A 13,483-nucleotide genomic window follows, 5' to 3' on the forward strand; every position below is an offset into this window, starting at 1 on the left:
CGAAAAAGAATGAGATAGGAAGCATCATTGTGGCTTGCGCGGTGGCGCTTCATCGAGAGACGGGTCCCGGGCTCTTGGACACAGTGTACGAAGCGGTTCTTGCACGCGATTTGGAGGCCCGGGGTCTGCGCGCGGCACGGCAAATTCTCATCCCCATCGAGCTTCGCGGGCTCCGGTTCGACGAAGGGTTTCGTGCAGACCCCATCGTGGAGGATAACCGTTCTTGTGGAACTCAAATCCGCGGAGGAGGTCACAAACGCGCACCGTAAGCAGGTGCTGGCCTATCTGCGGTTGACGGGTATCAGACTCGGCCATCTACTCAACTTCGGCAAGGCGTTGATGAGGGACGGCATTTCCCGCATCATAAACGGAGACATTGAGCAGATTTCGCTTCGGCGGGTGCTCCCTATCCTCCGCGTCCTTTGTGCCTCTGTGTGAGTTTCCCCAATCGTCGTGTTATCCGATTTGGGTGGGCGCGCGTCTCGGTTTTTCGAGGGCGGGGCTCTCTTTACGCCACGATCCGGGTAATCGCTACGACGTCTCGCAGCGAGAATGGGACCTGCGGGACCGATGGGACCCGTATTATGTCGTACGGGTGCGTTCGTCCGGTGGGTCTTATGCCGGCACTGAGAACCCCGGCGAAACCCGGTAGGGCAAGACGCTGTCCCCGACAGGACCTTTTCTCTCCTCGCACTCCGGGTCCGCGGTGGAAACCCGGAGCGGCTTTGGGTATTGTAAGGGACGTCTGTCGAAGAACAGTGGCGGACCGCTTCACCTGCGGGAAAACGGGGAGACGTATTATGCGCGCGCGAACAGTGTGTGTATTCATCTGGGTAATGGTTGTGCTCTTGGGGGCAGGCTGCAACCCCGAGGGGGGGAAGCAGCGGCCCGAGCGCCCAGCGCCGCCCTCGGCGCCCGGGCACGACTCCGCCGCGGTCCCGCAACCCGCTGACCAGCCGCCTCCCGAGGCGCCTGCTTCGGAGGAACCCGCTGTGGACATGGCTGTCGCGGAGGCGCTTTTCGTAAGCGCCTGCACGACTTGCCACAAGACCGACAAGGTTGAGAGCTACCCGAAGGAGGAACTCAAGGCGCAGCCGTGGGCCGCGGTGGTCAAGCGGATGGTTGAAGAGAAGGGGGCGAAGGTTTCGCCCGAGGACCACAAGACCATCGTTGCTTATCTGGAGGCGAAGTACGGAAAATGACCGGGAGCACCGCATAACCTTCCCATGATGGTGTTTTTTTCGACGTGTCAGGCCCTTGCGCTCGTGTTGAGCGCGGCCGCAGGGGCATTGCCGGGTGAAGAGGCCTATCTCGAGGCCCGTCATTTTGAACGCCTGGCCAAATACGGCGAGGCGCTGACGGCGCACCAGGAGTGCCTCAAGGCGGGAGGTGCGCTGGCGCCTTATGCGCTGATGGGCGTTGCGCGCTGTAGGTCGCGCGGCGGCGAGCGCGCCGAGGCAATCGAGGACTACCAGGCGTTGCTCGAGGCGTATCCGCGGGGCCCGTGGGTGGGCATGGCTCTGGCCGAGATGGCGGAATCCCTGCGTCTCGAAAGACGTTTCGAAGAAGCCTCCAACGCGTATGTTCGGATTCTTGCCCAGCCCATGCCGCCGTCGTGGCAGGACCGCTACCGCTGGCTGGGGGTCCAGTGCTTCGCCGAACTTCCCGCGGCCAGGGACAAGGCGTTTCCGTTCTGCCGGACCTTGTGCGCGGAGGCCGTTTCTTCGCGGACGCGGCTCGACGCGGCGAAGGTGTTGGCGGAATCGCCGGAGCTGGCGGACCGGTTCGAGGCGGCATACGCCATGGTGAAATCGGGCGCATACACGGACGCCTCGAAGCTGCTTCCTCAACCGAATGGGGGGGAGGCCGGCGATGCGGGCTGGGCCTATCTCCGGGGGCGCGTCCTCATCGGGCTTAAGGAGGCCAAGCAGGGCCGGGCGCTCCTCGATACTCTCGCGCGGACGCAGCCGGACACCCAATGGGCGCGTTTGTCGCTGATGCATCTCGCGCGCAGCCTGCTGGCGGGCGGAGACCGCGAAGCCGCCAATACCGTTCTTGAAACCCTGTTGACGGCGTATCCGGATTCCGAGGAAGCGGCGGAAGCGCTGTGGCGGTTTGCCGAGGCGAGCCGGAGCCGCGAGGAAGAAGCTGCACGGTATTATTCGTGGTTGGCGGACCGTTTTCCGAAAGACGCACGCGCGGACGACGCCCTGCTTCTGGCAGGAAAGCTCTACAGCGATATCGGCAGGAACGCCGAGGCTATCGCGAGCTACGGGCGGCTTCTCGAAGGGTATCCCGGCAGCCGGTTTGCCGCTGATGCCGCTTATCTCCGCGGGGACTTGCGCGAGCGGGCCCGCGACAAAAAGGGCGCGGCCGCGGACTACGAACTGGCGGCCCAAGGCGACCTGGGCAACTTTTACGTGCATAGAGCGCTTGAGCGGTTGCATGAGATGGGCCACGACAATCCCGTGAAGGCGGGACCCTCCCTGCGCGTTTGCGGGCGCGATTCGTTCGTGCGGCCGTTCGCCCATGATGATAAGACCGCGCCCGGGAAGCCGGGTAGCGAAGACGCCGGGCTGGCACGCATCATGTTCTTTGGGTCACATGGACTTGAGGAGGGAGAGTGGGAAGCGGTGGTGCTTGCGAGCGCGGACCCCGAACCTCCGGAAGCGGTGTATGAGACAGTCGCCGCCGCCGGAATGCCCGGCATCGCGTTTTGGCTGATCGGGTTGCGCAAATCGGAGGCCGAACGGGACCTCTATGCTCCGCGCTGGCGGCGGGTCCAGTTTCCCTGCGCTTATTGGGAGGATGTGAACGCGCTCGCCGTCGAGACCGGCCTCGATCCCTTTCTCATTCTGGCGGTCGGACGTCAGGAGAGTTTTTTCCGGGCGAACGCCGTTTCCGGAGCGGGGGCAACAGGAGTCATGCAACTGATGCCCGGAACCGCGCAGTGGCTCGAAACGGTAGAACCGGCGGTTTCACGCGACCACGCCGAGCATTTGATGTATCCCGCCAATTCACTGCGGCTGGGCGCATATTACCTGGTGCGGATGCTCGAGCGCTCGAACGGCAATGTGATGTACGCGTTGGCCTCGTACAACGCCGGACCCGGAAACGTGTCCAAATGGCTCAAACAGCATCCGAACACGCCGCCGGAAGTGTTCTTGGAGGTTATCCCGTTCGTCGAAACTCGTCACTTTGTAAAAAGAGTTCTCGGCAATTACGGAGCGTATCATTCGCTGTATTCAGCCGGAAATAATGCGGAATTGCCTAAGTAGCCCCTCGTGGAGGACAGATTGACGGGCGCGCCGCTCCCATTATTTGTTTACAGATTTGGAGAATCCTGCAGCGATACGAAAAGAGCCAGTACTGTTTAACCGTATGAATTTGCTTCAATTGCGCCAACTTGTTTGTTGACAGGCCTCTAAGAGTATGCTATAAACTAAATTGCGTGTTGGGCAGGTAACAGCGTGCGTCTTGCCAATTTGATGGGAGACGCCGAAGGCGCGGGGACGTAAGAGACGGCGCCGGTGACGCTGGCGGGTAGGTAAACCTGCCTTCGGTACCTGCAGGTGCGGTGGGCCGCGGCGCAGGAGTTGATAAGGAGCTGTGCAGAAGGTAGTGCCCACAGAGGGGAAACCGGTCAGCGTTCCGGTGGCGTTCCCGAGCGCGCCTGTGCGTGCAATGTTCGCTTTTTTGGCAAGAAATGTGTATGCTCCTGGGATGGGTGCGATCCGGGGGCTTTTTTAATGTCCGGCGGAGGAACTTCACGGTGAGTATGACACTGCCACTTACGAAAGTCAGGCTGGTAGCCGCGCTGTTGCTTGTTGCGATAATCGCGCCGCTGGCCGATGCGCAGGGCGTAGATTTCATCTCGGACCGCCGGCGCGCGGAACGGGGCCGGGTCATAACGTTCTACGACCTGTCGGATGTCGATAGCCCTGTATCATGGGAATGGAATTTCGGGGACGGGGAGCCCCTGGGACCTCTGCCCACCGCCGACCCGGTGACCCATGCTTACACCAATCTCGGAACGTACGACGTGACCTTGACCGTAGGCGGCGCGGGCTATTTCACGCAAACCAAGCCGGACTACATCGAGGTGGTCAACACGCCGTTCGTGGATTTCATCTACGCGATCCCGGAAGACATCGGCGACGTGCTGGGCATTGAGTTGCCGGCGGTCCTTCCGGAAGGGGCCTACGTGTTCGTGGACACCAGCGTGGGCGGATATGGCAAGGACCCCGCCGTGGCCTGGAGCTGGAACTTTGGCGACGGCACGCCTCTCCAGGGCGGCCCGATTGTTGCGCACGTGTTCGAGACGGAGGCCCAGACCGCGGTCTTTACCGTTACGTTAACTGTCACATGGTCGGACAGCACGACAATGAGCTTTTCGCGCGTGCTCACCATCACGCAGCCGGGCACCGAGGAACAGCGCAACGCGGCGAGCTTCATTCTGCGCGATACGATTACCGGTGACGAAACGGAGGAGAGTCGCCACCAGCAGGCGCTGCTGCCGTTGCACGACTGGATGCCCGTGTTCAGTTTCGAGATGATCAGCGCCAAGCCGCCGGAAAGCAAGAGCCTCGGCGGCGCCACGCCCAAAGGATCGCTTCCCGACCTGACAAACGACCGCGTGCTGAGTGCCAGCAGACCGCTGACCTTCACCATCAGCCCGGACACGGATGATAACAACGGGCCGGTCTTGGTCCAGTCGGATATCCTTGAGTTCGGGTTCTTCAAGGAGAAACCGATCCCCGCGGGCGGCACGCACAATTTACTGGAAGAAGATGAACAGCTTGTGTTGCGCTTTTTGGCGGACGGAACGGTCGTAGACAACGTGACCGGCGTTCCATACGATCCCCGCGAAGGGCCGACCTACCCCGCCGCCAGCCCCAATGCGCGCGTCGCGTTCGTCGGCGGGGACCGCCTTGGTCTCAGATACCGGGTTTGGAGTGAGGGGGGCACTCTCCCGGGCAATGTCATCGACGCGTATCCGCAATTCCGCAGCGAACTGTATGACGATGATTCGGGCGACTCGTGGATACTTTGCGTGCGGACCAGCGCCACGTGGGTCACCATGCAGGAGTTGAGTTTTTACGTCGACGACTACCTGATGGTTGACGGGTTTGGCGAAGCTCCGGTTAACGACCAGGGGGAGTTGGTTGACGATTATGACCCGGCCCACGAGGACCTGCCGTTCGATTCCGAGTCGACGTACCTGTCGCAATTCAGAGTGGAAGACGCCACCAGCGGCCTTTTCGATACGTTCCGGGGTTCGGGGGACGGCAACGCCTGGTACTGGCCGCACCGGATGTATACGCCGATACAGGAGTACGTGCGCCCCCGATGGGACGTTCCCGGCGGCGCGTTCGATAACGCGTTTGATTTTGTGACCGGCGAATGGCTCGATTTGCGCAAACTTCATGCGCTCGAGGGCTGGATTCAGATGGTGGCGATCGACGCGCACGCGGGGAATCCGCCCGCCACGTCTGACAGCCGCACCGGTCACGGGGGCTGGTCGGATACCGGTGAGTTCGTGGCGTTCAAAGAGATCAACCTTATCGTGAGCGATGTCCGCGGCGATCCGTACGATCCGCAGGGCGTGAACCGGCTCAATCCCATCGAGGAATTCGACGATTTCACATACAACGCGCTGATCGAAGGAGGGGAGATTGTCACCAATCTGGCGGTGGCCGACGACTTCTCCTTCAACGGCCTGTGGGTCTTCGCCGATAGCAACAACAATGGCATCTTCGACCCGCCCGTGCCGGAAACGGATGGTCAAGGGGTCTCGTTCGTCGATTATCCCATGTTGTCCAATAGTTATGTGCTCGTCGCCGATACGGAATCAGGCGGCGGCGAGGCGAAGTCGGGCGGCAAGATCCGCTATCGGTACACCACGGGCCCCAAGGGCGATGGCAAAGCCAGCGGCGACTTCAACTTCTATCCGCCGGAGTGGGAGTACATCCCGTTCCCGCCGGGTGGCGGCTCGCCGTGGTGGAAAGTGCGCCTGGTTATGGGCGGCGGCTCGCGCGAGGGCCCGGACCTCGGGTTTCTCGAGGCGATACCCGATTATCCGGACCCCGGCACCCATGACACACGGTATGACTATTTCGTGGTGGCCAAGCCGGACAGCGGCTATTTTGACCTCTCCAATATGCCTCCCGACGGCGTCGGCATGACGTTGGGAAGAGACTATCGCGTGTTTATCGAGCCCCGGCGCTTCAATCCCTTGCTTCTCGATAGTTTTGCCGGCGGCAGCGGAAGCTGGGACGGCGGCATGTATTTTGACGCCATGCAGACGCCGTGGGGGTACCGTGATGATTCCCCGTCGGTGCATTACGCGTACAATATCTGGCAAAACGAGCCGCTTTTGCTCGAACACGAGCCATGGTGGCACGAGCGGACCTCGGACCGCACAACCGCGAAGCCTGTGCGCGTGGGATTCGATGTCCATTGCCTGGCACTGACGTATGAGAGCAACAGCAAGTATGCCACGCTCACGGACATGAACTATGTCTGGGATCCTATCTATGAGGGTCTTGTGTGGCAGCAGTGGCTGGATCCCTTTGGCCTGAACGATGGGCGGTTCTACTGGGGAAGCTGGGTATACGCAGTTCCGGACGGCGTGGTCACCGAAGGCCCCGCGGACGAGGACCTGCTGCCCTTCTACCAGCATTCGTTCGAGAGCGTACCGTTCTATCAGCCGAATTTCGATGCGATGCCGTTAGGACCCCGCTCGCTGGTGTACCCGAATCCTCCCGCGCAGCCCGAACGGCCCAGTTTCGATACGTGGCCGAGGGTGGTCGCACCGGATGAATACCCCAGACTTACGGATTGGCCGCTCGCCAACCGGCGCGCGCGGATTCTGAAACAGCATATCGACTCGAACAGCAAGCCGACGGCTTTGCTGGGCATCAATATCGCCGGTTCAAACGACCCGGTGGTCAACCGGTACAACCGGCTTCAGCTCGAGCAGCTCACCATCGCCTTCTGGGGCCCGGATTTCACGCCCAGCGATCTGCTGCCTCTTGACCTGGACGGCGAGGACAGCGAGTCCGGGGTGCTGCTTTTCGAGGACTCTGACAGCGATTCGATTTTCAACAGCGAATTTGGCAGTGACGCGCCGGTTCCGCTGCGGAATCTGCTGTGGCGGCCCGAACCCGAACCGGTCGACTTGGATGGCGACGGGAACGCCGACGATATCGACGGGGATGGCGATGTTGACAGCAAGGACCGCGCATGGGTATTGCGGTTGCGCCCGAAGACTGCATGGTCTGTGCCAGATACCGACGAGGGCGGTCCGCGGTACACGACGCCCATTCACGATACGATGTTGAAGAGCGGCGAAGCAGTCGAGAGACAGCCCGTCGAGAATATGAAGGACGCCGGAGCCGCGCGTGCGCGTTCCATACGTGTTCAGAAATCGGCGAAGCAAGACGCCGCGCCGGCTGTTTTGGAAGAAGTCGAAGGCGACGCGCATTGGGCCAAGCGGCCGGTGCGCGTTTACAAGGATGAAGTGAAAGCGCAAGCCGACGCCGCTGCCGCGGAAGCCAAAGCGTTGCCGCAGGCGGGCAGTTCGGGCGACGACCTGTTCGTGGTCGTGCAGACCTCGGATACGATAAGCCGTCTCGAGCCGTTCAAGGTATTCATTCCCGCAACGCTGCCGACCCGTACGGTCCAGGACCGGCAGGCGGGCCTTCAGTTCTCGCCGAGCAACGTGGTATCGCCGCAGGCCTTGGCAAAGATCCACCCGGAAGAGGACCCCATCGAAGGATGGTATTATCACGAGATGATGGAAGCCAACATTTCGTGCCAGGTGGAGGATTTCACGGGCTCGGGGCAGTCCATTTTCCAGGATGGAACTCCTGTGCCGGTGCTGGGCATCGACGCATCCACCAACCGTCCTGACCAGACCAAAGCGTCCGGAGCGGACGGGCTCGGCGGCCCACAGTCCTTTGTCGTAGCCGAGGCCGCCTGGGCGAACGGCGAGTTCGTCAATCACTATCTCGTGGATTCGCAGTACAAGAGTTTCAAGATTACGGGCAACACCAGCAACCGCTTGACGCTGATGGCGGGTGAACCGGCAGACGGGCAATGGCGGGTGGTGAGCAATCCCACGTTCCTCGAACAGGTGATCGTCGAGTTGTACGACGAGGGGGGCGACGGTGAGTTCACGATTCAGAACGACTTGTTGCCGCTGAGCATCGACCAGACCGTGAGCGGTGTGGCTATCTACCGCGATAACGACGCGCATCCGGGCAATACGAACGGCCAGTTTGACGCGGAAATCGATATTCCGCTGTCGCTGGACTATGCGCCGTACCAGATTGGCGCGGTGGGCGAGCCGTCGACGCAAGTGCTGTTCGTGTTCTCGAGACCGGGAACCGACAACTTCCCGCGCCCGATGGCGGAGCAAGCCAATAACCGCCAATGGATTCAGGATTCGATCGGCACGGGCGCCGACCATCCCGATGCCGGGGCGGACTTCTTCATCGTGGTGCGTGCGACCGAGCGCATGGATTTGGATGACGATTTCCGCGTCGCCATTGTGGGATGGGGTCCCAACACGCCCACCGAGCCGGACCCGGATACGTTCCCGCCGCCGCCGGCGGCCCAACGCGGCGAATTCGACATCTTCAGCGAATTCCCGTGGGGCGCGCGGGCGTTGGGCTTTGTCACGGTGTTCAATGAGGCGGATTTCCCGGGCTCGGACATGCCCACGACGGGGATCCCGGACAATAGCGGGTTCAACTTCATCCGGTTCCAGTCTAACAAAGCCGTGCGTACGGCTATCATCAAGGCTGCCGAGCGCGTGGTTGGACCTACGGACGTGGTGATCAGCGCGGTTTCTACCGACCGGTTGCCGCAGATCATACCGGATAACGGTCTGTCGTTCGTGATTTACGGGCGCGGGTTTGGCACGTCGCCTTCCGTGACGGTGGCGGGCATTTCGCTGGTGATAGATGCCGCCGAGGATACGGAAATCGCCGTGACGATTCCGGGCGGGTCACTCATTGAGCAGGATCCCATCGTGCTGACGGTGGTGAATCCGATCACCGGAAAGCAGAGCAGCCGCACGGACATGTTTACGCTGGTTTCCGTCCCGCCGGACGTGAACGCGCCGAAGATTTCATCGTTATCGCCGGAGACCGGTACGAGCGACGATTTCCCCGTTGCGATCTTCGGGGAGAATTTCGATGATCCGGAGGTCTTTTTCGGGCAGACCTTCATGCCGGTGGCCTCGTGGACGATGACCCGGATTGACGTTTCCTTCCCGGGCGCGGGATTGGGCCAGACGGGTACCCTTGACGTGACCGTGCGCAACAAGACGACGCAACTGTCAACGACGAAGCTGGACGCCTTTATATACAAGAACCTGCCCCTTACGCCGAGGGTGTGCTTTATTGCCACGGCGGCGTACGGCACGGATTCGGCTGAAGAACTGGCCGTGCTGCGCCGGTTCCGCGACGAGGTGTTGTTGCGGACCACGGCGGGGACAGCGTTTGTGGACATGTATTATCAGGTCAGCCCGCCCGTTGCGGCAGCGGTGGCGCGGCATCCCATGCTTGCGGCTCTGGTGCGTGGGGTGTTGACGCCGACGGCCCACGCCATTGCGTCGCCGTGGAAGACGATGGGTGTGCTGTTCCTGTCTGCTGCGTTGGGCGTGTATGGGGTTCGCCGCCGTGCGGGAAGGACGCCGGTGCGCGAAATGCGGTAAAAGATCGGCGGCTGACGGCGCGCTCTGGGGGGCGCGCCCGAACTGTGCGAAAGGAGAATTCAAGGTGAGCGTGAGAGCCCCGATGGCAATGCTTACAGTGGCTGCCGTGTGCCTCTTGATGGCGGGTCACGCCTACGCGTTCTTTCCGTTCGGCGGCTTTACCGAGGTGAATCAGCAGCTCCGGTTCATGACATGGCCGCTTGATTACCTTGATACCAACCGCGACGGCGATGTGGGCACGGACGAGGGCGTCCGCTGGACCTTCGAGGGGGAGATCACGCGGGAGTATCCGGCCTACGACGAAGAAGGGCATCTGATTACGATTCAAGAGACGACCGGATGGACCGAAAAAGAGCAGGCGACCCTCAAACAAGGGTTCCAGGTGTGGGAAGACGTGCCGACATCCTATGCCGCCTTCTATTTCACCAATCCGGTAACCGAGCCCCTCTACACGCGCCCCATTGGCGACAGCGACTACGTGATTGGCGAGGGTCTCACGGCAATCGACATGATCAATTACGTCGCCGTGGAAGACCCCGGAGAGGAGACGCTGCCGGCGGGCGTCTTGGGGGTTACGCTGTTCACGATAGTGCTTGAAGACACTGTCGTCGAGATGGTCGGGACCGGCATGAGTGTTCCGGTAAGCGGCGGTCAGATCGTCGAGTGCGACATTGTGTACAGCGGTGCGATGCACCGCGAGAGGACGGTCGAGGTCGACACGGGAGGCGGCAACATCACCACCCAGACGATCCCGGCGATGTGCGAACTCCTGGCGACGCATGTGCACGAAGTCGGCCACTCGATCGGCCTGGCCCATACGCCGCTCAACAATTTCTCCGACTTCTTGGACGACACCGCCAATACGGGCCTGGTGGCGGAGCTCGAGCAGCGCGTCTATGCGCAACGCAATTCGGCGGGCCAACTCGAGCAGGTGGGCGTAACGCCGACCATGTACCCCATCTACTTCGCGACCGATCTCGGGGACGGCAAGTACAAGGGGGGGATGTCGGACCTTGCGCCGGACGATATGGCCGGCGTGTCCTACCTGTATCCGCGCGGCTCACAGTCGCGGTATTTCGAGTTGGACCAGGAAGTGCGTTCGCAGACCCGGCTTGATTTTCCGTCGGCTCCCCTGCCTGGCGCGCACGTGATTGCGTGGAGCGATGCGGACAGCAACGTTGGGACCCGCCGGGTGCCGATGTTCAGCACAATGGCGGGGCTTTACCAGAACCAGGAATCGTTCTCGGGTTATTTCAAGATGATCAACCTGTTGAAACAACACGAGACCATTAAGGGGGTGACATTCGATGCGACCTACGTGTTCACGAGCAACCCTCTCAATGGCTTGAGTTCGCCGACCGGTTATACACCGGAGGATTTTGACTCAACCCACGTGTTGTTTGGTCCCAGTGCATTCAGTTTTATTACGGCGTTTCCTTCCGAGGTGTTCAACGAGACGCAGAATCTTCTCGGGATCGAAAGCCGGGAGCAAGGGACGCCGCTGATCTTCAACATGCTGAGCGGGCAGGTGGTGAGCGCCACCACCGGCAAGTCACTGAGCACGATGTTGCCGGGTACGACGCCGATGTTCGGCGCGCGTAACGACGTATGCTGGCTCAACGTGGTGGTTCCGACCACTGCGTCGATGGTCCAGACGCCGAAGTTTTTGAGAAATGTGCGGGATCAAATCCTGTTGAATTCAGCCATAGGAACCGCTGTGATGGATGCGTACTATCAAACGGCGCCTCCCATTGCGCAGTATCTTTCGAGCCATCCGCGGGCTCTGGGAGTTGCGCGCGGCGTCTTCGCCGGGGTGGAATGGGTATATGCCCGCGCGGAGATGCTGCTTGTGGCAGCGGCGGCGCTGTTGGTGTTGGGCGTTGCGTTCGAGTATCGGCGCTGGCGTCTGAGCCGGCAGGCTGCCGGAATCCTGGTTTTGGCGGGCCTGCTGTTGGCGGGCGGCTCGGCTCATGCCTCGCTCCTTTATATGTCGGATGAGGAAATGGTGAAGGCCGCGGACAACGTGCTGGTCGGCACGGTCGAGGCGGTCGAGAGCTACTACATCAAAGAAAACGTCATTGTGACCGACATCACTATTCGAACCGAAGACAACGTAAAGGGCCACTTGAACAAAGGCGGCCAATTCGTTTTGCGGCAGCCGGGCGGGCGTGTTGGGCCGGTTCTGCGTTACGCCACCGATTTGGCTGAATTTAAAGAGGGCGAGGAAGTGCTGCTGTTTCTCCAGACAGAGAAGCGGAGAGGCCCGGCGGTGGTATGCGGCGAGCGCGGGAAACTCCTGGTCCAGACCGACCCCCTGAACGGTGAGAAATATGTGGTTTGCGGCCCTCAAGCCGCTGCGCCGGGCAATTCCGGGAAGAGTGAAAAGGACGGCGGCCAGAAAGTCGCCCAACGTGTTGAACTGGAAGCGTTTAAAGACTATCTTCGCGAAATGGACAAGCAGCAGAAAGCCGAAGAGGAGGTCCCCAAAGAGGGGGAATGACCTCTGCACACGCCAATCGGGTGCTCGAACTCCCGGAAGCTCAGGTTTCCGGGAGTTTTTCGTGTAGGATATAGGGTCAGCGGTTCGGGCGGGTGAAGGCGCCGCCAGACCCTTTGACCCGCTCCCCGGGTTTGTATATGATTGATAGGCGTTCGCAGGATGCGAGGGGCTGCGCAATTCAGTTCGACGGGCGTTTGCGTCAACCTCAGGCAGGCGGCGGCCGTTTTATAGAAGAGTAAGGTGTGGAGAGGTGAGCCGTGCCTCGCGGAAAAGGCGGCCGCCAAGAGTATTGGTCTCTTTAATGTGCACGATGTAGGCGGACCCGGGAAAGTCAACGATGCTCCGAGGATTATTAGTTCGTAAAATCTTCGTCTTACTGGACTTGGCGCTCGTGCTGCTGCTCTTGTTGGTGGCCTATCAAGCGTTTTCCGCCATTTTCCAGCCGCAGCGCGCCATTGAAACCGCTGTAGCGCCCGGGTCGGTTCCACAACTCGAAGTGGCGAAGGTGGGCAAGGGCGCGGACTACGGTGTGATCACGGAAAACGGTCTCTTCGGACCCGCCTCGAGGGAAAAATCTTTGGAGCCAGCAGCCGGGGAAACGGTTTCCGAGCCTACTACGACGGTTACGAAGCTCCCCCTGAAATTGTTGGGTACAGCCGCCACCTCCTCGAAAGACCCTCTAGCGAGCGCCGGCATAAAGAATACCCAAACCAATGTCGAGGATACCTTCTACCTCGGCGAGCCGGTGCTCTCAGATGTGATCCTCGAAGAGGTGCATAAGCGTGAGGTCGTCCTGCTCAACAAGAAGGAAAACCAGCGCGAGATCCTCTCGATGGACGAAAAGGAAGAGACGGGCGCGGCGCCCGCGGCGGGAGTTGCGGGCGCGCGCACGGCGTCCGGGTCGTTCGAGGAAGGCAGTCCTGTCGTCGTAAACCGTAAAGAGATCATGGAAGTGGCGAGCGACATGACCCGCCTCGTGACCGAGTTGAAGCCGCAGATGAAGACGGGTACCGACGGCAAGGTGAGGGGTATCACCTCGCCGGTCTTGGGAAAGGTGCCGCTGGCCCAGAAAGTCGGCCTTGCGGACAACGATGTGATTACCTCGATAAATGGCATCTCGATCGACAGCCAGGAGAAGATCGTTGAGATCGCCGAGAAATTTCGGGACCTGAGTGTTTTTCACTTGAAAGTGGAGCGCAACGGGAAAACCATCACGCGTACCATAAAACTGGAATGAAGCAAAGGGGGATGGCTTTCTC

At 60.8% G+C, this 13,483-nt stretch carries 5 protein-coding genes and 1 pseudogene; all 6 read left to right on the plus strand.

The annotated features are described in order from the left end of the window. The 6 genes and pseudogenes from PLJ71_16385 (at window position 1) to PLJ71_16410 (ending at window position 13,461) form a co-directional block, all read left to right on the plus strand. Window positions 1-438: pseudogene (locus PLJ71_16385) on the plus strand (GxxExxY protein). 362 nt (window positions 439-800) lie between these two features. Beyond that, the gene (locus PLJ71_16390; protein HQM50267.1) at window positions 801-1,202 is read left to right on the plus strand and encodes a photosystem P840 reaction-center cytochrome c-551; all 402 of its coding nucleotides are present in this window, start codon (window positions 801-803) and stop codon (window positions 1,200-1,202) included. 24 nt (window positions 1,203-1,226) lie between these two features. Beyond that, window positions 1,227-3,278, plus strand: coding sequence for a transglycosylase SLT domain-containing protein (locus PLJ71_16395; protein ID HQM50268.1), 2,052 nt, complete (start codon window positions 1,227-1,229; stop codon window positions 3,276-3,278). 500 nt (window positions 3,279-3,778) lie between these two features. Continuing rightward, window positions 3,779-9,724 (plus strand): PKD domain-containing protein, encoded by a 5,946-nt coding sequence (locus PLJ71_16400; GenBank protein HQM50269.1) that lies wholly within the window; start codon window positions 3,779-3,781, stop codon window positions 9,722-9,724. A gap of 64 nt (window positions 9,725-9,788) precedes the next feature. Next, window positions 9,789-12,224, plus strand: coding sequence for a hypothetical protein (locus tag PLJ71_16405; protein HQM50270.1), 2,436 nt, complete (start codon window positions 9,789-9,791; stop codon window positions 12,222-12,224). Between the two features lie 337 nt (window positions 12,225-12,561). Then, on the plus strand, window positions 12,562-13,461 hold the full coding sequence (locus tag PLJ71_16410; GenBank protein ID HQM50271.1) for a type II secretion system protein N: 900 nt from the start codon (window positions 12,562-12,564) through the stop codon (window positions 13,459-13,461). The last annotated feature ends 22 nt before the right edge of the window (window positions 13,462-13,483 follow it).

It is taken from the genome of Candidatus Hydrogenedentota bacterium, from assembly GCA_035416745.1.
Lineage (GTDB): Bacteria > Hydrogenedentota > Hydrogenedentia > Hydrogenedentales > SLHB01 > UBA2224.

Coding starts and splice junctions, on each gene's coding strand:
- PLJ71_16390 (HQM50267.1), top strand. CDS start 801: ATGCGCGCGCGAACAGTGTGTGTATTCATCTGGGTAATGGTTGTGCTC.
- PLJ71_16395 (HQM50268.1), top strand. CDS start 1,227: ATGATGGTGTTTTTTTCGACGTGTCAGGCCCTTGCGCTCGTGTTGAGC.
- PLJ71_16410 (HQM50271.1), top strand. CDS start 12,562: ATGCTCCGAGGATTATTAGTTCGTAAAATCTTCGTCTTACTGGACTTG.
- PLJ71_16400 (HQM50269.1), top strand. CDS start 3,779: ATGACACTGCCACTTACGAAAGTCAGGCTGGTAGCCGCGCTGTTGCTT.